The 20613-nt window shown below is 38.3% G+C and carries 23 protein-coding genes and 1 tRNA gene; 12 read left to right on the top strand and 12 right to left on the bottom strand.

Annotated features, from left to right (window positions below; genetic code table 11):
• The 6 genes from ABVM50_RS00885 to ABVM50_RS00860 are packed head-to-tail and all read left to right on the top strand — an operon-like array spanning nucleotide 1 to nucleotide 4852.
• Complete coding sequence (locus ABVM50_RS00885; RefSeq protein WP_405199556.1) at nucleotides 1-744, top strand: Na(+)-translocating NADH-quinone reductase subunit C; 744 nt, start codon at nucleotides 1-3, stop codon at nucleotides 742-744.
• Between the two features lie 2 nt (nucleotides 745-746).
• Complete coding sequence (locus tag ABVM50_RS00880) at nucleotides 747-1493, top strand: NADH:ubiquinone reductase (Na(+)-transporting) subunit D (protein ID WP_405199555.1); 747 nt, start codon at nucleotides 747-749, stop codon at nucleotides 1491-1493.
• Between the two features lie 29 nt (nucleotides 1494-1522).
• Complete coding sequence (gene nqrE, locus ABVM50_RS00875) at nucleotides 1523-2137, top strand: NADH:ubiquinone reductase (Na(+)-transporting) subunit E (RefSeq protein ID WP_026914367.1); 615 nt, start codon at nucleotides 1523-1525, stop codon at nucleotides 2135-2137.
• Between the two features lie 15 nt (nucleotides 2138-2152).
• Nucleotides 2153-3439: an NADH:ubiquinone reductase (Na(+)-transporting) subunit F gene (gene nqrF, locus ABVM50_RS00870; protein WP_141878529.1), complete on the top strand. Its 1287-nt coding sequence runs from the start codon at nucleotides 2153-2155 to the stop codon at nucleotides 3437-3439.
• Nucleotides 3440-3481: 42 nt separating this feature from the next.
• Nucleotides 3482-3838, top strand: a complete 357-nt coding sequence (locus ABVM50_RS00865) for a Na(+)-translocating NADH-quinone reductase subunit F (RefSeq protein ID WP_405199554.1) — start codon at nucleotides 3482-3484, stop codon at nucleotides 3836-3838.
• Nucleotides 3839-4852, top strand: a complete 1014-nt coding sequence (locus ABVM50_RS00860) for an FAD:protein FMN transferase (protein ID WP_405199553.1) — start codon at nucleotides 3839-3841, stop codon at nucleotides 4850-4852.
• A 4-nt stretch (nucleotides 4853-4856) separates the two neighbouring features.
• On the opposite strand, the gene ABVM50_RS00855 is transcribed toward ABVM50_RS00860, so the two are convergent.
• Genes ABVM50_RS00855 through gpmI form a run of 6 tightly spaced genes read right to left on the bottom strand, consistent with a single transcriptional unit; the run spans nucleotide 4857 to nucleotide 9549 of the window.
• A complete protein-coding gene (locus tag ABVM50_RS00855; protein WP_405199552.1) occupies nucleotides 4857-5621 on the bottom strand; it encodes a class I SAM-dependent methyltransferase in 765 nt (254 codons plus the stop codon).
• A gap of 3 nt (nucleotides 5622-5624) precedes the next feature.
• Nucleotides 5625-6188, bottom strand: a complete 564-nt coding sequence (locus tag ABVM50_RS00850; protein WP_141878525.1) for an HNH endonuclease — start codon at nucleotides 6186-6188, stop codon at nucleotides 5625-5627.
• The gene (map, locus tag ABVM50_RS00845; protein WP_405199551.1) at nucleotides 6181-6996 is read right to left on the bottom strand and encodes a type I methionyl aminopeptidase; all 816 of its coding nucleotides are present in this window, start codon (nucleotides 6994-6996) and stop codon (nucleotides 6181-6183) included. The genes ABVM50_RS00850 and map overlap by 8 nt, the downstream gene beginning before the upstream one ends.
• Nucleotides 6997-7000: 4 nt before the next feature.
• Complete coding sequence (locus ABVM50_RS00840; RefSeq protein ID WP_405199550.1) at nucleotides 7001-7405, bottom strand: BT0820 family HAD-type phosphatase; 405 nt, start codon at nucleotides 7403-7405, stop codon at nucleotides 7001-7003.
• A gap of 51 nt (nucleotides 7406-7456) precedes the next feature.
• Nucleotides 7457-8026, bottom strand: a complete 570-nt coding sequence (locus ABVM50_RS00835) for a thioredoxin family protein (RefSeq protein ID WP_405199549.1) — start codon at nucleotides 8024-8026, stop codon at nucleotides 7457-7459.
• A gap of 5 nt (nucleotides 8027-8031) precedes the next feature.
• Nucleotides 8032-9549, bottom strand: coding sequence for a 2,3-bisphosphoglycerate-independent phosphoglycerate mutase (gene gpmI, locus ABVM50_RS00830; RefSeq protein ID WP_405199548.1), 1518 nt, complete (start codon nucleotides 9547-9549; stop codon nucleotides 8032-8034).
• A 549-nt stretch (nucleotides 9550-10098) separates the two neighbouring features.
• Between gpmI and ABVM50_RS00825 the strand changes: the two genes are divergently transcribed.
• Nucleotides 10099-10830 (top strand): murein L,D-transpeptidase catalytic domain family protein, encoded by a 732-nt coding sequence (locus tag ABVM50_RS00825; protein ID WP_405199547.1) that lies wholly within the window; start codon nucleotides 10099-10101, stop codon nucleotides 10828-10830.
• On the opposite strand, the gene ABVM50_RS00820 is transcribed toward ABVM50_RS00825, so the two are convergent.
• From ABVM50_RS00820 to ABVM50_RS00810, 3 genes are read right to left on the bottom strand one after another with little or no spacing between them, the layout of a single operon-like run.
• The gene (locus ABVM50_RS00820) at nucleotides 10827-12458 is read right to left on the bottom strand and encodes a murein L,D-transpeptidase (RefSeq protein WP_405199546.1); all 1632 of its coding nucleotides are present in this window, start codon (nucleotides 12456-12458) and stop codon (nucleotides 10827-10829) included. The genes ABVM50_RS00825 and ABVM50_RS00820 overlap by 4 nt on opposite strands.
• An 11-nt stretch (nucleotides 12459-12469) precedes the next feature.
• Nucleotides 12470-12751 (bottom strand): GNAT family N-acetyltransferase, encoded by a 282-nt coding sequence (locus ABVM50_RS00815; RefSeq protein ID WP_405199544.1) that lies wholly within the window; start codon nucleotides 12749-12751, stop codon nucleotides 12470-12472.
• Between the two features lies 1 nt (nucleotide 12752).
• Entirely contained in the window at nucleotides 12753-13313 is a 561-nt protein-coding gene (locus tag ABVM50_RS00810) for a ClpP family protease (RefSeq protein ID WP_405199543.1), read from the bottom strand.
• A 38-nt stretch (nucleotides 13314-13351) separates the two neighbouring features.
• Here ABVM50_RS00810 and ABVM50_RS00805 point away from each other — a divergent pair, with 38 nt between their 5' ends.
• Both ABVM50_RS00805 and ABVM50_RS00800 read left to right on the top strand, forming a co-directional pair.
• Nucleotides 13352-13804 carry a GNAT family N-acetyltransferase gene (locus ABVM50_RS00805; protein ID WP_405199542.1) on the top strand — a complete coding sequence of 151 codons (453 nt, stop codon included), beginning with the start codon at nucleotides 13352-13354 and terminating at the stop codon, nucleotides 13802-13804.
• A 46-nt stretch (nucleotides 13805-13850) separates the two neighbouring features.
• Nucleotides 13851-13923: transfer RNA gene (locus tag ABVM50_RS00800), tRNA-Gly, on the top strand.
• 412 nt (nucleotides 13924-14335) lie between these two features.
• On the opposite strand, the gene rho is transcribed toward ABVM50_RS00800, so the two are convergent.
• Complete coding sequence (gene rho, locus ABVM50_RS00795; protein WP_405199541.1) at nucleotides 14336-16078, bottom strand: transcription termination factor Rho; 1743 nt, start codon at nucleotides 16076-16078, stop codon at nucleotides 14336-14338.
• A gap of 193 nt (nucleotides 16079-16271) precedes the next feature.
• On the opposite strand from rho, the gene ABVM50_RS00790 reads away from it, so the two are divergent.
• Nucleotides 16272-16682, top strand: coding sequence for a DUF4293 domain-containing protein (locus tag ABVM50_RS00790; RefSeq protein WP_405199540.1), 411 nt, complete (start codon nucleotides 16272-16274; stop codon nucleotides 16680-16682).
• 62 nt (nucleotides 16683-16744) lie between these two features.
• On the opposite strand, the gene ABVM50_RS00785 is transcribed toward ABVM50_RS00790, so the two are convergent.
• On the bottom strand, nucleotides 16745-17233 hold the full coding sequence (locus ABVM50_RS00785; protein ID WP_405199539.1) for a metallophosphoesterase family protein: 489 nt from the start codon (nucleotides 17231-17233) through the stop codon (nucleotides 16745-16747).
• 106 nt (nucleotides 17234-17339) lie between these two features.
• Between ABVM50_RS00785 and truA the strand changes: the two genes are divergently transcribed.
• Both truA and ABVM50_RS00775 read left to right on the top strand, forming a co-directional pair.
• Nucleotides 17340-18095: a tRNA pseudouridine(38-40) synthase TruA gene (truA, locus tag ABVM50_RS00780; RefSeq protein ID WP_405199538.1), complete on the top strand. Its 756-nt coding sequence runs from the start codon at nucleotides 17340-17342 to the stop codon at nucleotides 18093-18095.
• Entirely contained in the window at nucleotides 18085-19851 is a 1767-nt protein-coding gene (locus ABVM50_RS00775) for an ABC transporter ATP-binding protein (protein WP_405199537.1), read from the top strand. The genes truA and ABVM50_RS00775 overlap by 11 nt, the downstream gene beginning before the upstream one ends.
• Here ABVM50_RS00775 and ABVM50_RS00770 read toward each other — a convergent pair.
• Nucleotides 19848-20612: a DUF3667 domain-containing protein gene (locus ABVM50_RS00770; RefSeq protein ID WP_405199536.1), complete on the bottom strand. Its 765-nt coding sequence runs from the start codon at nucleotides 20610-20612 to the stop codon at nucleotides 19848-19850. The genes ABVM50_RS00775 and ABVM50_RS00770 overlap by 4 nt on opposite strands.
• Nucleotide 20613 lies beyond the last annotated feature (1 nt).

Raw genomic sequence — 20613 nt, 5'->3', positions numbered from 1 at the left:
ATGGAAGAAAAATCAGTAAATAAAACGAATAGCAACGGCTATACTTTCATGTTCTCTGTGATCATGGTTGTAGTAGTTGCCGCTGTACTTGCCTTTGCCGCTATCTCTCTCCAGCCAACACAAATGGAGAATGTGCGTAAAGAGAAGATGCAGAATATCCTTTCTACAGTTGGTATTACTACCGACAGAGATGGAGCCAAGGAACTTTATGATAAGTATATCGTAGAAGAAGTGGCTATCACTGAAGATGGTACGGTAGATGAGTCTATAGACGCTTTTAAAGTCGATCTTGCTAAAGAGATCAAAAAAGATGTTGGAGAACAGGTTTTTCCACTATATGTAGCCGAAGTTGAAGGTTCCAGATATTATATCGTACCTCTTAGAGGAAACGGACTTTGGAATGCGATCTTTGGATACATTTCATTAAAAGATGATATCAACACCGTGAAAGGTGCAACATTTGACCACCTTGGAGAAACTCCGGGACTTGGTGCAGAAATTACAAAGCAATGGTTCAAAGAGAAATTTTCTGATGAAAAGATCTTTGATTCTAATGGTAATCTTGTAGGAGTTTCTGTAGTCAAAGGAAATATTGATGTTTCAGATAAGGACGATAATCAGGTAGATGCAATTTCAGGAGCAACGATCACAGGTGATGGTGTTTCTGATATGATCTCAGAAAGATTAAAGCGTTATTTACCTTATTTCGAACAGCAAAAAGGATTTAAAGTAGCAACTAGATAGATATGGCTGAAGAGAAAAAATTCAACTCTGCTAAAGAGGAAGAAAAGAAACGGGAAATGATCCTTTTCCTTTCAAATTCTGAAGAAAGGGAGCATTTTCTTTCCAAAGGAAATAGAAAATTACTTTCCGATCCATTAGATGACAATAACCCTATTACCGTTCAGGTACTGGGAATTTGTTCTGCACTGGCAATTACCGTGCAGCTGGAACCGGCCGTAGTAATGGCGATCGCTGTAATGGTGGTAATGGCCTTTAGTAACATGATCGTTTCTATGTTAAGAAACCTTATTCCAAGTAGAATCAGGATCATTGTTCAACTTGTGGTTGTGGCTTCCCTGGTAATTCTGGTAAGTGAGATATTAAAAGCTTATGCTTTTGATGTTAGTAAGCAGTTATCGGTTTTCGTTGGTCTTATTATTACGAACTGTATCGTAATGGGACGTCTAGAAGCCTTTGCACTTGGTAACGGGATTTACAAGTCCTTTCTAGACGGTATTGGTAATGCTGCAGGTTATGGTCTAATTCTGGTTATAGTAGCTTTCTTTAGAGAATTACTTGGATCTGGAAAACTTTTTGGATTCGAAGTATTAGGACATAAAGGCGCAACGATGGCTGAGTCTACTGGACTGTATGCTTTAGGATATGAAAATAACGGTTTGATGCTACTCTCTCCAATGGCTCTTATAGTGGTTGGATTGATCATCTGGGTACAACGTGCCAGAAATCGTAAACTAATCGAACAAAACTAATAGCTGTACAGCAAAAAAGTATATAAAGAATGGAATTAGTTAATCTATTTGTAAGAAGTATTTTCATAGAGAATATGATATTCGCCTACTTCCTGGGAATGTGTTCCTACCTGGCGGTATCTAAGACTGTAAAAACAGCTGTTGGTTTGGGTGCTGCTGTGATCTTCGTACTGGCGATCACTGTGCCTATCAACTTTCTACTGGATAATTACCTTCTAAAGCCTGGAGCACTTTCCTGGCTGGGAGCTGAATATGCAGATGTGGATCTAAGCTTCCTGAGTTTTATCATGTTCATTGCGGTAATCGCATCTATGGTCCAACTTGTGGAAATGATTGTTGAAAAATTTGCCCCTGCTCTGTATGGTGCACTTGGTATTTTCCTTCCACTTATTGCGGTAAACTGTGCGATCCTTGGTGGTTCACTTTTTATGCAGCAAAAGGATTTTGGAGGAATTTCAGAAGCGATCACTTATGGACTTGGTAGTGGGATAGGATGGTTTCTTGCTATTCTTGCCATTGCGGCCATCAGAGAGAAAATTGCATACTCAAATGTTCCTGCACCGTTAAAAGGCCTAGGTATCACGTTTATCATTACCGGACTTATGGCGCTTGGATTCATGAGTTTTATGGGAATTAAATTATAATCGTAAAAGAAGATTATGACAGTTATAATAGCTAGTGTAGTAGTATTCTTAGTCTTGATTTTGTTATTGGTATCCATGCTTTTAGGAGCTAAGGCCAAATTATCGCCATCAGGACCTGTGACAATCAACGTCAACAACGAAAAAGATATTGAAGTAGGTTCAGGTGGAACCTTGCTTTCAACTCTTGGAGATAATAAATTGTTCCTGCCTTCTGCCTGTGGTGGTGGTGGAACTTGTATCCAGTGTAAATGTATCGTTGAAGATGGTGGTGGAGCAATTCTTCCTACGGAAGAACCACACTTTACCAGAAAGGAAATTGCAAATGGATGGAGACTTGGTTGCCAGGTAAAGGTAAAGCAGGACATGAAAATAACCATTCCTGAAGAAGTTTTCGGAATTAAGAAATGGGATGCAACCGTAGTAAGAAACTATAACGTAGCATCATTCATTAAAGAATTTGTGGTAGAAATTCCTGAACCAATGGATTATAAAGCCGGAGGTTATATTCAAATTGAAATTCCTAAAACAGAAGTGAAGTTTGAAGATATGGATATCACTGCTCACCCGGAAGAACATGAAACTCCGGATAAATTTAAAGACGAGTGGGACAAGTTTAAATTATGGCCACTGGTTATGAAGAATCCAGAGTTGGTTGAAAGAGCCTACTCAATGGCTTCTTATCCAGCTGAAGGTCGTGAGATCATGCTAAATGTCCGTATTGCCACTCCACCCTTTGATCGTGCAAAAGATGGTTGGATGGATGTAAATCCTGGAGTCGCTTCTTCTTATATCTTTAGTTTGAAAAAGGGTGACAAAGTAGTTATTTCTGGGCCTTACGGTGAATTCTTCATTAATGAAAGCGATTCAGAAATGCTTTATGTTGGTGGTGGAGCCGGTATGGCGCCAATGAGATCTCACCTTTATCATTTATTCAGAACATTGAAAACTGGTAGGAAAGTAACTTACTGGTATGGTGGTAGATCTAAAAGAGAACTATTTTATACAGAACACTTTAGAGCATTAGAAAGAGATTTCCCAAATTTCAAGTTCTACTTAGCGCTTTCTGAGCCTGCAGAAGAGGATAACTGGAAAGTTAAATCGAATCTTGATGATGAAGGAGATGGTTTTGTAGGCTTTATACACCAGGTTGTAATAGATAATTATCTATCTCACCATGAAGAGCCAGAAGATATTGAACTATATTTCTGTGGTCCGCCATTAATGAACAAAGCAGTTCAGAAAATGGGTGAAGACTTCGGTATGCCCCCTGAGAACATCAGATTTGATGACTTTGGAGGATAATAATTATAATCCCGCTTCGGCGGGATTTTTTTATCTTTGTATATGCCAAAATTAGACGAACAGGAACTACATAACCTGGCGATGAATATCGTTGGTAAGGATCTCGAGGATAACGGATATGAATTTTTAGGGGTAAACAGCAAGCTAAGACGTAATCCACAGTTTGTGGCCCTGAAGGATACAAAATTGCACTTTGTCATTGTTAGAGCTATAGAATATCCAGACGACCCTAAGGCTTTTGATCCAGCTTTTATGAAAGACATAAAGGAACATGCTGAAAAGTTCAACGCTAGAACTTTCTATGCCGGTGTAGGACTGGCTAATTCTTCAGATTATGATAAACCGGTCTCGAATGAAGAAGATTATGTTGTAAATTATTCTGGCTGGAAAGAATTTTAAATGAATCGTATTTTAATATTTATCATTTCGGTTTTAACTCTGGTATCATGTGATTCTAAGAGTGGACTGGACATAACCACTTTCCAGGGTGAAGCTTTGGGAACGACCTATTCAGTTCAATACTTTTCAGAAGGCGAGCTTGACTTTACTAAATCTATGGACAGTATTGTGGATCTTGTAAATGGATCTATGAGTACATACCAGCAGGATTCTGATATTTCCATTATCAATCGGGGTGACTCCATTGTGACTGTAGATCAGCACTTCATTAAAGTGTTTGAGGCTTCACAAAGGATTTATTCTGAAAGCAACGGTTTTTTTGATCCAACGGTTGGGGTTCTGGTTAATGCCTACGGTTTTGGTCCTGGAGAACCCGTAACCGATCTTTATGCAGAGCGGCTTGATTCTTTGAACCAACTGGTAGGACTCAATAAAGTAATAATTAACGAGGACCAGACTGTCTCCAAAGAGAACCCAAACGTTTACATCGATTTTAACGCGATTGCCAAAGGTTATACTATAGATCTTATTGGACAGTACCTGGAAAATAACGGTGTATCAGATTATTTGATCGAATTGGGTGGTGAACTAAAAGCTAAGGGTAAGAATGAATCATCTGGTAAGGAATGGTTGGTAGGAATTGATCATCCATTACACCAAGGTCCGGAAAGACAGTTTAACGCTAAGGTGATGCTTAAAAATGCTTCTATGGCAACATCAGGTAACTATAGAAAGTATCGGGTTGACTCCATTACGGGAGAACGCTTTGTGCATACAGTGAACCCAATAACTGGTTTTGCTGAAAAGAGCAATTTATTAAGTGCTTCTGTAATTGCTGAAAACTGCATGATAGCAGATGGCTATGCTACAGCTCTTATGGCCATGGGCCTTGACAGATCGGCTAGTATGCTGAAGGAACTGCAATCTATAGAAGTGTATCTGATCTATTCCGATGAAAATGGAGCTGTCAAAACTTACGTGACACCAGGATTTAAATCCAACTTAGTGGACTAGTAAATTACTTACTGCAAACCGGTAATATTTCCCCTTTTGCAAGTCTATATTTATCAACCTCGTGACTGGTCATATTTTTACTTAGGTCTACTTCATTTACTTCAAAGCCTACTTCCCTTAATTTCTGAAAATAATCCCTGCCATAGATCCTAACATGGTCATACTGTCCAAATATTTTAGCTCTTTGTTTGGGATCGGTAATAGTATCATCTTGAAAGCTCTCAGCTCTGTTAAGGTCTTGCGGTATTTGTAGAATCGCAGTTCCGCCTGGTTTTAAAACTCTGTACAATTCTTTCATTGCTGTAAAATCATCTGGGATATGTTCCAGAACGTGGTTACATAAAATAAAATCATAGCTGGAATCAGCAAATGGTAGATCACAAATATCAGCTTTGACATCTGCCAAAGGTGAATTTAGATCTGTAGTGGTATACTCAAGATTTTTTAGTCTTCGGAAGCGTTTATAAAAAGCCTGTTCCGGTGCGAAGTGAAGTACTTTTCGCTTTTTAGCAAAGAAGTCTGTGTGCTGCTGAAGGTATATCCAAAGTAGGCGATGCCTTTCCAATGATAGAGTGGAAGGGGAGAGAACATTCTCTCTCTGATCTTCATATCCATATGGAAGGAATTTTCGGAAACTGCTACCATCAATTGGGTCAGTATATCGGTTGCCTTTAAGATAAATCTTTAAAAACGGCCTTATCAAGTAACTGGCTCTAATAAGTACGGGCCTGGGAATACTGTTTAAGGCCAGTTTAAAAAGATTGCTCATTGGCTATACTTCGATATCTCCCCAGTTTTCGCCCGATTTGATACGGTATAGCTGCATTTCGGATACACCAAATTGCTTAGCCAATACTCGAATACGGGTTTTCCTGTCAGGATCTAATAGCTTTTTCTTTAGAATAACAGCCTGCGCGTAAGTCAATTTGGAATAAGAGGTTACTTTACGTAATCTTCTGTTTTCCTTATTTTCCTTTACTTTAGGACTGTTATATTGATGTTGGACCCATTCATCCTTGGTGGCCCATGCCAAGTTAGAAACGCGATTGTCATTCTTCACAAAATTCTTGTGAATCACGTACTGATCACCTTCTTTTTTCTCTAAAAACATTTCAGCAATAATGCGATGAATGTAGTAAGTTTTGTGCTTACCATTCTTCAATTTTACCGCGAAGTTTAAATATCCACCTACTTTTCCGCCATTCATCAAGTCTCCTTCGGGGTTTTTCAGATAACTGATCATCCTTCCGAAATTTGAGACTTTGTAGATAAAGCGGTCTTCCCAGGAATCTTTGTGTAGGGTTTTCCAGATTTCCTGTCTGTAACTTTTAATCATAAACTTTTGCTCTAAATTCGTCTTCTTCTGTTGAATTAATTTTTAATGATTCATAAATGTATTTAAATGTTGATAGTAATTCTGGTTTGCCGTCTATCAATGCGACATCGTGCTCAAAATGAGCACTGGGTTTATTATCGGCGGTTAGTATTGTCCAGCCATCGGGCAATTGTTTAATTCTCTTAGTTCCAAGGTTGATCATAGGCTCTATAGCTACAACCATTCCTTCTACAAATTTTTTACCTCGGCCACGTTTACCGTAGTTAGGCATTTCGGGATCTTCATGCATCGTTTTTCCTAGCCCATGTCCCACAAGTTCGCGAACTACTCCATAGCCGCGGTCCTCAGTATATTTCTGAATTGCATATCCTACATCACCAACGCGATTTCCTGCTTTAAATTCTCGAATTCCTTCATATAGGGATTCTTTGGTGACTTTCAATAATTCCTCAACCTCGGGAGCGATTGTTCCTACTCCAAAAGTATAGGCATGATCTCCGTAGAAGCCGTTTTTCAAAGCTCCACAGTCAATACTTATAATGTCACCTTCCTGCAATGGAGTGTTGTTAGGTATCCCATGCACTACCTGTGCATTGGGACTCATACATAAAGAATTAGGGAAATCATACAGTCCCAGAAAACCTGGAACAGCACCATGATCACGTATAAATTCTTCTGCAAGTTTATCTAATTGTAGGGTAGTTACACCTGGTTTAATTTCAGGCGCCAGCATTCCAAGAGTTTTGCTTACAATAAGTGCACTTTCTCTTAGTAGTTCAATTTCCTCGCTGGATTTTGGTATAATCATACTTTTAAAATCTTCTAAAGAGACCTGATCTCTTCTTTTTACCGGTTCCGGTTCCTGGTTTGTTCAATGTAAGTGATTGGTAGATCTCTCCCCAACCTTTCATTCCGCCGTAATTACGATCATCTATAAAGATATCAGCCAGAATCTTTCTGCTAATACTTTGGTCAAATTCTTCTTCAGGGTAACTACTATTTATTGCGTAAAACTTTAAACCATTCTTTTCACAGAAGGTAACAGCATCGTCAAGTTTTTCTCCGCTTCTGTAGGTCCAAAGGATTAATCTGTGACCTTCTTCCTGCAATTTCCGAAGAGATTCAAAGGCAAATAGTAAAGGTTTTCCAATTTCTGGAAATCGGTTCTCTACGATCGTACCGTCGAAATCAACTGCGATGGTAAGAGAATTAGGCATAAACAAAATTAGTTATAATTTTTCAATTACAGAGTTTGCAACTTTTTCTTACTACTCTGCGTAAGAATTTTTGTACTCCTTACCACTTACGATCCTGGTAATGTCTTCTTCTATGCTTTCACCCTGGGAATATTCCACAAAACGATTTACTTCCTCTCCATCCTTGTAAAAGATAATTGTAGGTACTCTGGTTACCTCCAGGTCTTGCTCAATGCCCGATGGCGTCGTTTTGTTTCTATCTACAGCAACTAGTTGCAGATTGTCGTAATCATAGTTTGCCTCGTCAAGAATCTTCAGGAATTTAGGTAGTTCGCGTTTGCTGTCACCGCACCATGTACCCATAAGAACCTTGATTTCGTAGTCCTTTATATTTTCGTTGATCGTAGCCATTTCATCGGTATCTGGTTTGAAATTTTTATACCTCGAATCAAACCAGCTATTGAATGGTGCTTGTTGTAATTCATCTTTCGTAAAATCACCTAGCAACATATCCTTTTGGGTTTCCTGTTGTTCAATTCCTGTGTCTTCTATTTCATCCATGGCAACATCCTGATTAGAATTGTCCATTTTATTTCCACAACTCACAGCAAAAGCTGCAATGATAATAAATAGCTTTTTCATAAAAATTATATTAGGGGGTCTTCTGTCATTAGATCTGGTTGGGTAATTCCCATCAGTTTTAATATAGTCGGAGCAATGTTACCAAGCTTACCGTCCTGAATGGATTTTACATCTTTATCCATTAAGATTAGGGGAACAGGGTTCGTAGTGTGCGCAGTATTTGCACTACCATCTGGATTCTTCATTGTTTCACTATTCCCATGATCTGCAATGATGATGACAGAATAGTCATTTTCAAAAGCAGTTTCAGCTACTTTTTTTGCGCAAATATCAACAGTTTCACAAGCTTTGACTGCAGCATCAAAATCACCGGTATGACCTACCATATCTGGATTTGCAAAATTTAAACATATAAAATCTGCCGACTCGCCCTCTAATTCAGGAACTATTTTATCTGTAATATCATAAGCGCTCATTTCCGGTTGAAGGTCATATGTCGCAACTTTCGGAGAATCACACATAAGTCTTCTTTCACCGGCAAAAGGTTTCTCTCTACCTCCGGAAAAGAAAAATGTTACGTGAGGATATTTCTCAGTTTCTGCGATCCTGATCTGTTTTTTACCCTCATATTCAAGGACTTCTCCTAAGGTGGCTTTGATATTAGATTTCTGAAAGATGACATTTACATTTTCAAACCTGTCGTCATATTTAGTCATGGTGACATAATATAAGGTCAGTTTTTTCATGTCATATTCCGGGAAGTCATCTTGTGAAAGTGCCTGTGTTAGTTGTCTTCCACGATCTGTTCTGAAGTTAAAATAGATCACTACATCTTTTTCACCCAGTTTTGCAACTGGGTTTCCGTTATCATCTGTAAGCACAATTGGATCAATGAATTCATCAGAAATATCATCATCATAGCTTTTTTGAATAGCAGAGGTGATATCCTGAGTGGTTTTTCCTTCACCCTTTATGATCAGGTCGTATGCTTTTTCAACTCGTTCCCAACGGTTATCTCTATCCATAGCATAGTATCTACCAATCACAGAGGCTAGTTCAGAATTTGTAGCTTTTAAATGAGGGAGTAAATCTTCTACAAAACCTTTACCAGAATGTGGATCTACATCACGACCATCGGTAAAAGCATGTACGTACTTATTTTTTACACCAGCAGCATCAGCTGCAGATAATAATCCTTTTAAATGGTCAATATGAGAATGAACTCCACCATCACTAAGCAATCCCATAAAATGAATTGGCTTATTGTTCTTCACCGCATAGCTAAATGCCGCTTCCAATACTGGTTCATCTTTTAGTGTGTTCTTTTCCACCGCCATGTTGATCTTCACCAAATCCTGGTAAACAACTCTACCGGCTCCAAGATTCATATGTCCAACCTCACTGTTCCCCATTTGTCCCTCCGGAAGACCTACATTAAGGCCATCGGTTCTTAAGGTAGCGTGTGGGAATTTTCCAGGTAGCGAATCGATGAATGGTGTATTAGCTTTAGCTACTGCAGATATTTCATCATTAGGAGAAATACCCCAGCCATCCAGAATCATAAGGAGAACTTTCTTATTCATTGATAGTCGTAGTTTAAGCGATAAAGATAAAAACAATTAGAGGGAATGGCTGAAGGGCAGACTATAATATTTTATTAAATCTAATTCCGACGGAGCGTACCGGATGATGAAAAGCTTTGAAGATCAATATTATCTGGTTTGAATTCGTTGAAATCTGCCATCTTCAAATAAGAAACAGCGGTCAGCTAATTCTAATGTTACCAGCCTGCCTGACTCACAACTTATATCTTTAATGACTCTTCGGAAAACGAGTCTAGCATAATTTGAAGTTTTAGCTAAATGAGGCTTCTAAAAAATCTTAACAAAATTTCACTATTTGTAATTTCATTACAAATTAAAAATTTAACATTCTTCCATTACATTTTGGAACAATCTTTTCATTTCTGAAGCGTTAATCAAAAGCATGCAAGACTTTATTCTTCGGCTATTGAGGTAACTTTCAGTATCAAATCTTGTTAAAATTCAGCTTAATTCGAGATTAGTTCTGAAATTTTGTATGTTGGCAAGACTTTTGGAATTATTTAACAAATAACCTAAAATGAAAATTATATGAAGTATAGAATTATGACGGTGATTGGAGTACTAATTTTCTCATTCGCTTTCAGTAATGCATCTGAAATTGACAATTCAAAAGAGATAGTAATTGAGACAGAGCCTGTAAAGGAGGTTGAACTTACTTCCGAAGAAAAGGCGCTCGCATTATATGAAAGCTTTTCCTTGAAAAATACTACGATGCCAGAATTATCGGTATTTGAAAAAGCTATCAAAGGCTATCAAAAATTGGATGAAGCTGGAAAAGTCAGTAATTCTTTATTAACGGTTGTAGATTTCGACCTTTCTTCAACTAAGAAAAGGATGTGGATCCTTAATATGGATACAGAAGAGGTGGAATACAATACTTATGTAGCTCACGGAAAAAATACTGGTGCTGAATTCGCGACCAAATTTTCTAATACTGTAAATTCACTTCAAAGCTCCCTGGGCTTCTATGTAACAGGGGAAACATACTTCGGAAAAAATGGACTTTCACTGTTCATTGACGGAATGGAAAAGAAATTTAATTCCAATGCCAGAAAAAGATATGTTGTAATTCATGGAGCAGACTATGCTGAACCTCAATTTATCGATAGACTAGGAAGACTAGGAAGAAGCTACGGTTGTCCTGCTGTTCCAAATACGGTAGCTAAAGATCTAATCCATAAAATTAAAGGAAAGTCGGTCGTATACATTCATCGATCTAACGACAAATACCTGGAAACTTCCAGTTTTTTAAATTCTTAAGCTTTAGGCTTCAATAAATCCCAAAGCTTTTTATCAAGATCATAGATATCATCAATAAACCTGGTGGTATCTTTTTTTTGATAGGTAGTCCAGTAGAAGTGATGTACCTTGATTTCTTGCTTCATAGCGATTTGGGTTGTTTTTCCAGATTTTAGAATCTCATCGATCTTCTCATCATCAAATTCTTTCTGATCCTCAATCAGGTATTTAGCAAGGTCGAGTACATTCTCCACTCGTACACACCCAGAACTTTGTGCCCGGGCATTCTTCTCAAACAAACTTTTCGAAGGTGTGTCATGCAGGTAGATCATGTATTCATTAGGATAGATGATCTTTACAAGTCCTAGTGGATTCGATGGTCCTGCCGGCTGTCGGTAAGTATAAGATCTCGGACTGGAAGAACTCCAATTCACTGTTGAAGGATCTACTTCCTGACCACTACGGTCATACATCTTGATATTCTTCTTTCTCAAATAGCCTACATCTCTGGAAGCTCCAGGAATTACATCATTTTTCATGATAGTAGGAGGGATGGTCCAGGTTGGATTATAAATAATATAATCGATCTCATCAGAGAAAACAGGTGTTTTTCTCGCTTCGGTACCCACCATGGTTTTATGATTTCTAATGGTATCTCCATTACTGACCACGTAAAGCTCATAATCAGGGATGTTTACTATAATATAATGTTCACCAAGATCTCTGGGATACCATCTCCAGCGTTCCATATTCACCAGAATTTGATGATATCGGTCCTCTGTCGTAAGATTCAGGTTTTCGATAGTAGTGTTGCCTATCACGCCATCAGTGTTTAACCCGTGGTCTTTTTGAAAATCTTCCAGTGCAGTTTGTAATTTTTTAGTGTACCTAGTTCCAACCGAGTCCGGACTCTTTGTATAGTAACCAAGCTCGAAAAGCCGGCTCGCAACATCCGGGATTCTTTCATTATCTTCACCGGGTTTTACAAGTTTGCCACTAGCGATCACAGTGGAGGAATTTTCTTTGATTCCATCATCCCGGTAATTCTTAAGTGCTTTTTTTAAACTTTTATATACCACATGATCTGGGGCCAGTTCTGCCAGAATGGATGAAGCCTTTTCACCTTTTTCCAGTCTTTGTAATAAGCTTCCAGTATTTACGGTATTAAGCTCTGTACCCCAGATCTCATAAATTTCCTTAGGGTTTAGTTTACCTACGGCAAGATCATGAGAGAGCTCGATAAAGGCATCGGTGAGAAGAATTTCAGCTCTTAGATTCTGTTCTTCATTATCACTGTTAAGTGAGGATAGCAATTGCTGTAATTCTTCACCATGATAATCTTCAAAAAATAATCCATCATATTCGATGGTTTCAATACTGCGGAAAAGATCTTCGCGCGATTCTTTGTCATTCCATAAAGGCATGAATTCCCTTTGGGTATAAAAGGAATTCACGCTTTTAAAATTGTTTATTTTGGCAGATGTGCTATCGGTATCTTCGAAGTAATCCTCTATGTCATCCTGCGAAGTTAGTTCTTTGATCTCTTCAACTTCGTTGCGCTCTTCGATACCTTTCAGCTTTGGTTCGTCCTTGCAGGATAAACTTATCATCCCAAGGATCAAACCCACAAGGAGTAGTTTAATTTTCATTCTAAATGAAACTAAGAAACTCGAACGTCTGAATACTCCGGATTTTCATCGAATTTAACTTCAGCAAATGGACAAAGCGGATCGATCTTTAGATTGTTCTTTCGAGCAAATTCAACGCTTTCCTTCAGCAGGGTTGAACCAATTCCCTGGTTCTCCATCTCTCTCTTCACCTCGGTATGATCTATAGTAATGACATTACCTTTTTTGTGATAGGTAAGTTCAGCAACAAGACTATTCTCTTTCTCGATATAGAACATTCCGCGGCTATCGCTTTCTTTATGTTTTATCTCCATATTATTTTCTAAAAATTCCGTCTACTATTCCGTAATCCAATGATTCATCTGCATCCATCCAGTAGTCGCGATTAAAATCCTTAAGGACCTTTTCTGTAGTTGTCCCGCAATTTTCAGCAAGGATCTCTGCACTAAGATGTTTGGTTTTAAGTATTTCATTAGCCGCGATCTCAATATTTGAAGCCTGACCTCTTGCTCCGCCACTAGGTTGGTGAATCATCACTTTCGCGTGCGGTTGTATAAATCTTCTTCCTTTTGCTCCTGCGGAAAGTAATATAGACCCCATGGAGGCTGCCAGACCCGCACAAATTGTTGAGACTGGTGATTTTATGCTCATGATGGTGTCATAAATAGCAAATCCATCGGTTACATAACCACCCGGGCTATTGATGAATAATTGAATCTCTCCATCTCCCATCAGGTCAAGATATTCCAGTCTGTCTATAACATGTTTTGCCGTTTTATCATTGACCATTCCCCAAAGATAGATTTTGCGTTCTTCCAGAAATTTATTGTCAATTAGATCCTGGATCTTACCAGGCTTATTCTTAGATGTATCCATAATTCTTATTTGTAGTACTTGAAGTAATAGATAAAAATATGACTATTTTTACGGAAAAGGCAGGTATGCAACTGGCATTTAACAAGATTTTAAAAACTGATTTTTCCTTAGTTCTGCCTTACCTGGAAAAACTGCAGTCGCAGGCGTTGCCACCAGAGATTTTGAAGGAAAGATTGCTGGAAATGTTTGAGCAGAATTATGAGTGTTTTGGTATTTATAGAGCTGGAAAACTTGTAGGTGTTTTTGGATTATGGTTCATGACCCGGCATTATGCGGGAAGAACCTGTCAAGTAGATCATATTTACATAGATGATGACCTGCAGGGGCTGGGTGTTGGGACACATTTATTTGAATTTATAGAACAGTATGCGATTACAAAGCAGTGTGAAACTATCGAGCTGAACAGTTACGTGGAAAACTTCAGATCACATAAATTTTACATGAATCTTGGTTTTGTTATTCGCGGCTATCATTTTCTAAAAAAACTTTGATTTCCTTTGAACATACAAAAGAAAGCATTTATATTTGCCGCCGCATGCGGGAGTAGCTCAGTTGGTAGAGCGTCAGCCTTCCAAGCTGAATGTCGCCGGTTCGAACCCGGTCTCCCGCTCTAAGCCCTGTCAATCGACAGGGTTTTTTTATTGCAAATAATCAGAGTCTGTAGCCTTCTAGTATGACTACGGAATTTTTCAAATTTCACCTCTCAAGTTGCGAAATCTACAGTCTAAAACTATAATATCGAAGACGTTATCTGAAGTTCTATTATTGTTTTCTTCGGAAAATTAATCTATACTATTCAATATTGTAAAACTTAATTTTTAGACTTTCTGGTTCATTGATTGTACTACAATAAAAAAAGTGAATGCCTTCTAATAGATTTTAAATTGATACACTTCGAAAAAGATCTGTCGCCTGTAATTTTACACGAACTCGAAGACCTCTTTCCTAACTTAATCTTATCGCATAAAAAAAGCCTGAAACTGGAGTTTCAGGCTTTTCAGAATTTATATAAAAAGGTTTAATTATCCGTTCATGGAAATTAAAAACTCTTCATTATTTTTTGTGTTTCTAATCTTGTCATTAATGAATTCCATCGCTTCGATTGGGTTCATGTCAGCAAGATATTTACGTAGTACCCACATGCGTTTCACATTGTTTTCGTCAAGCAACAGATCATCCCTACGCGTACTTGAAGAAACAAGGTCGATTGCTGGGAATATTCTACGGTTGGAAATTCTTCTATCCAATTGCAGTTCCATGTTACCAGTACCTTTGAATTCTTCAAAGATCACCTCATCCATTTTAGATCCAGTCTCTGTTAGAGCGGTAGCAATAATAGATAGAGAACCTCCATTTTCAATGTTACGTGCAGCACCAAAGAAACGTTTTGGTTTGTGAAGTGCATTTGCATCTACACCACCACTTAAAACTTTACCGCTGGCAGGTTGTACCGTATTGTAAGCACGTGCCAGTCTGGTAATGGAATCAAGTAGAATAACAACATCATGTCCACACTCTACCAGTCTTTTAGCTTTTTCAAGTACGATATTCGCAACTCTAACATGCTCGTGAGCTTCTTTGTCGAAAGTTGAAGCGACTACTTCACCTTTCACGTTACGTTGCATATCTGTAACTTCTTCAGGACGTTCATCGATTAGTAAAACGATCTGGTATACTTCAGGATGATTTGCTGCAATTGCATTTGCGATATCCTTCAGTAACATTGTTTTACCTGTCTTAGGCTGAGATACGATCATCCCACGCTGACCTTTACCAATTGGAGCAAAAAGATCCATCACCCTTGTAGAGATCGTCGCCTGCTTTTCAGCAATGTTGAACTTCTCTTTTGGGAAAAGTGGTGTAAGATGTTCAAAAGAAACTCTGTCTCTTACAACCTGTGGATCCAGTCCATTGATCTTATTGATCTTGATAAGCGGGAAATATTTTTCTCCTTCTTTTGGAGGTCTAATCTGTCCCTGTACTGTATCTCCTGTCTTTAAACCAAATAATCTAATTTGTGACTGCGATACATAAATATCATCAGGAGAAGTAAGGTAGTTGTAATCTGAAGATCTTAGGAAACCATAGTTATCCTGCATGATGTCCAGTACACCTTCACTCTCGATGATAGCATCAAATTCGTAATCCGGCTCACGGTATCTGTTACGATTATCGCGGTTTCCGTTATTACCTTTCTTATTGTCGTTGCGGTTATCATTGCGATTGTCGTTACGATTATCATTTCTGTTATCGTTACGGTCATTCTTATTGTTTCCGCTATTACTATTATTGTTGTGATTGCGATCGTTGCGACTGTCGTTGCGATCATTACGATCGTTGCGATTATCATTACGGCTCTCATTGCGACTATCGTTTCTGTTGTCGCTTTTTTTGCGATCATCGGTTTTTGCGCTGGAAGGACTACGCTCGCGAGTACTTTTCTGTCTTGGTTCCTTTTTATCTTCCTTTGGATCAGACTCTTTTCTGGAAGGCCTCGGTGCTTTTGCAGCAGGTTTGGCAGGAGTTTTAGCAGGTTTTTTTTCACTTCCAACCTTCGAAGGTTTTGTGGTTTCCTGCTTAGCCGGTTCGGCATTTTCTTCTGTAAGTACTTCTTTTACTTTTGCTGGGTTAGCTGCCTGATAGTCCAGGATCTGGTAAACAAGATCCAGTTTTTTAAGGGTTTTATACTTAGGAACATTTAGCGATTGAGCAATTTCCTTAAGTTCAGGAAGCTTTTTAGCTTTTAATTCTGAAATTTCGAACATGTATTCAGTGAAATAATTATAAGATTGGATTGATTTAAAAACTTCTCGAAGAAGAATAAAAAGTTTTGGAGACTTAAGTAACCTGTATTGAATAGGTTACGCATTGTTACTGCAATTATACAACTTTATTTTATTCTTTTACCCAATGATTCTAAAAAGAATCTTTTATTTTTGTGCCGCAATCGCAGAAAATATGCTTCAGAGAATACAGACTATTTGGTTATTATTAGCGGTTATTGTGAGTGCCGGGCTCATCTTTGTTCTTCCGCTTTGGGAGAATTCAGCAGGTGAATTTGTCTATACTCACGAAGTATTAATCGCGCTGGGAATGTTTCTTGCTTCAGCAGCGATTTCGCTGGTGAGTATTATAATGTTTAAAAATAGAAAGCTTCAATTTGTTTTGGGGCGTCTAAATATCATATTAAATCTTTTTTTACTAGGAGTGTTTGTTTATTGGTCTCTAACTTTACCTGGAGAGATGGATGTCTCAGAGAAAGGTATTGGGATGTTTCTTCCTATTATTTCTATCGTTTTTATTGTTTTGGCCAATAAGGCCATCAAGAAGGACGAAGATCTCGTAAAATCTGTAGATCGATTACGATAAGCCTATCATCTTAGTAGTATTAGTGCGTGAAAAACCCGAAGTGAAAGCTTCGGGTTTTTTAATTATTCTAATTCAATAACTTCCAGTTCCTTGATTTCCTTTTTATCAATCTGGAAACGCAACATGGTTCTTTTCTTATGAAATCCATGTTTCCCCGCAGCACCTGGATTCATATGTAAAAGTCCGAGTGTTTTATCATTCATTACTTTCAAAATATGTGAATGACCACAAATAAAAAGTTTCGGGGGATCTTGCCTGATCTCTTCCCGGATCGCCGGAGAATATTTTCCCGGGTATCCACCTATATGAGTAATCCAGACATCTACCTCTTCACACATGAAACGCTGGTTTAATGAAAATTCTTTTCGTATTTCAGCATCATCTATATTCCCGTAAACTGCCCGCAGCGGTCCAATTTGCTTCAGCTTATCGGTTACATCTGTTCTGCCAATATCCCCTGCGTGCCATATTTCATCTGCCTCACCGGCATAATGCAAAATTCTTTCGTCCATATGACTATGTGTATCACTTAGTAATAGAATCTTCTTCAAAGTTTTCAGTTTTAAAAGTCGTTTAACAAAGGAAGCGAAATCAGCCCTTTTTCCTTGCTATAATTGCCTTATCTTTGCATTTCGCTAATATAAAAATAAAGCTGACTTGAGGTATTTCCTGAAGCTCTCATATTTCGGTAAAGCTTATCACGGCTGGCAAAATCAACCTGATTCTATTAGTGTTCAGGAGGTTCTTGAACAAAATCTAAGCAAGGTGTTACCATTTTCAGTAGCTATTGTTGGTGCTGGAAGGACAGATGCCGGTGTGCATGCAAGACAAATGTTCGCTCATTTTGATGCTTCGGAAGATCTTGATTGTGAAGATCTTGCTTATAAGCTAAATTCCATGCTTCCGAAGGATATTGCAATTTCTGAAGTATTTCAGGTAAGGAAAGATGCTCATGCCAGATTTGATGCTGTGGCGAGAAGTTACGAGTATCATTTGCTTCAGTATAAAAATGTATTTGCGTACGATCAGGCTTGGTATTTTCGCTACGAACTTGATCTGGAAAAAATGAATAAAGCTGCAGAGATCCTGAAGGAGTATTCAGATTTTCAGTGTTTTTCCAAATCACGGACAGATGTACATACGTATAACTGCCGTATCGATGAAGCGAAATGGGTGGAAAAGGACGGGAAGCTTATTTTTCATATCACTGCAGATCGATTTTTGCGTAATATGGTGCGGGCAGTGGTAGGAACTCTCCTTGAAATTGGTCAAGGCAAACAGCCGGTGGAATATATTCACGAGGTGATCAAGAGTAAAGACAGGGGAAAAGCTGGAACTTCGGTACCGGCACATGGATTATATTTAACCAGGATCAAATATCCTGAAACGATAAGAGAACTAGATGGCATCTAATACAGGAAATGCATTTGATATGGCGCTTTTCAAGCGATTGCTTGGATACACCAATCCCTATAAACGAATATTTTATTTTGTAGGTGTTGCGGCCATCCTTGTTTCTCTCTTTGGAGTTTTAAGGCCTATTTTACTGCAGGAAACTGTAGATGAAGCCCTGATTCATGCAGATTTCGACAGTCTTATATATTATGTAAGCCTAATGATTGGGGTACTGGTGCTGGAAGTGATCTTCCAGTTCTGTTTTATTTACTATGCGAACTGGCTTGGGCAGGAGGTTGTTCGTGATTTGCGGGTAAAACTCTTCAAGCATATGCTTGGCTTTAAAATGCAGTATTATGATAAATCTGCAGTTGGAAGATTAGTGACCAGGGCGGTAAGTGATATTGAGACAATAGCCAGTATTTTTAGCCAGGGATTATTCATGATTATTTCAGATCTACTGAAAATGTTGGTAGTGATTGGTGTAATGTTCTATAAAAGCTGGGAGCTAACCTTGCTCGTACTTACAGTTTTGCCTTTTATTATCTACGCAACGAGAGTCTTTCAGAAAAAAATGAAGCTAGCTTTTGAAGAAGTTAGAACTCAGGTGGCAGATTTGAACACTTTCGTTCAGGAGCGTATCACAGGGATGAAGATCGTACAGTTGTTTACCCGTGAGAAAACTGAATATGAAAACTTCAAGAAGATCAATGATAAACATAGAAAAGCATGGGTAAAAACGGTTTGGTATAACTCCATCTTTTTTCCAATTGCTGAAATGTCTACCTCCATTACCATAGGTTTGATCGTATGGTTTGGTGGGTTGAGGGTTGTTGCCGGTGATGATATGTCTTTGGGTATTATTGTGGCATTTATAGAATTGAGTCAGATGTTATTCAGGCCATTACGACAAATTGCTGATAAGTTCAATACGTTGCAGATGGGAATGGTCGCCGCGAATCGGGTATTCGGGATCCTGGATACAGAATCTACGATAGAAGATAACGGAACTATTGCAGTAGAGCATTTGGATGGAGAGATTGAATTTAAAGACGTAAGATTTAGTTACATCCCAGAAGAAGAAGTTGTAAAAGGAATCTCGTTTAGAGTAGAGCCTGGTGAAACTGTGGCAATTGTTGGAGCTACCGGAGCTGGGAAATCAACTATCATAAATTTACTGAGTAGATTTTACGAAATTGATAGTGGTGTCATTGAAATAGACGGTCAGGATATCAAGGATCTTGAGCTTAAATCTTTAAGATCTCAAATCGCTGTGGTTCTGCAGAATGTATTCTTGTTCGCAGATACGATCATGAATAATATCAATCTTGATAACCCTGATATTTCAGACGAAGATGTTATTAAAGCTGCAAAGCAAATCGGGATTCACGAATTTATAGATTCTCTTCCTGGCGGTTATTATTATAATGTAAAAGAACGTGGAGCGATGCTTTCTTCCGGACAGCGGCAGTTGATCTCATTCCTAAGAGCGTATGTAAGTAATCCAAGTATTCTTGTACTGGATGAAGCAACATCTTCCGTAGATTCCTATAGCGAACAACTCATACAGGACGCGACCGATAAGATCACCGAAGGAAGAACTTCCATCGTTATCGCCCACAGGCTTGCAACTATTAAAAAAGCCGATAAGATCATTGTAATGGATCAGGGTAAAATTGTGGAAATTGGTAATCATCAAAGTCTGCTTCAGAAAACCGATGGGTATTATCGAAAACTTTATGAAGTTCAGTTTAAAGAAGAAGAGAGTATTTAGAGAACTCCCTTTAGTTTGGCCATATAGAGACCAATTACGAGGCTAACTATTACGAATACGAGCAGAATCAAAAGCAGGAAAAGTAGACTTTTAAGTATTATCTTCCATAAGCTTAGATTATACATCTTTTTAAAAATATACCCGTAGTAAATCACGTAAAAGGGTAAGCTGGCATAATTCATAATTGCAAAAACCGACTGATTGCTGAATGAAAAGAGAATAATGATCGCAAAAACGATACTTATATGTGAGTAAGCATAAAGGTGTACGATGAAATGCTCGGCAAGATTGTATTTCTTATTTTTTAAAAAGACCAGCCTGGAGAACAAGGTGATTACCGGGATGAACAGGAAAGTGATGAGGTTCATGTGTTCCAGGATCATCGTGGTGACCTCTTTGGTTATATCACGTTCTCCGGTATTAACCTCAAGACCTCCACCATCTAAATATTCTGGAAAATATTTCAGGTTAACGTAAGTATATAGACCAGTTAGGGTTAGTGCGATGGTAAAGTATCCGTAAGGATTGATATATTTTTTACGCAAGCCTTCAATATATCCCTGAATCACATTCACAGGTCTACGGAAAAGATCAATAAAAGTTAGTACAGGTTTGTTGGAATCAATACTCCAGAAGGATTCAAAGAATTCTCTAAAAAGATAGGGAACGCTAAGCTTGTCGCGCATGATCTTCGCTCCACAATTGGAGCAATAATTCTGTTCTTCTGAAATGGCAAAATTGCAATTTTTGCAATGCGTCATC

Source organism: Christiangramia sp. LLG6405-1 (assembly GCF_045055805.1).
Classification (GTDB): Bacteria; Bacteroidota; Bacteroidia; order Flavobacteriales; family Flavobacteriaceae; genus Christiangramia.
The sequence above is the reverse complement of the archived record's forward strand: the minus strand, read 5'-3'. Positions and strand labels throughout refer to the sequence as shown.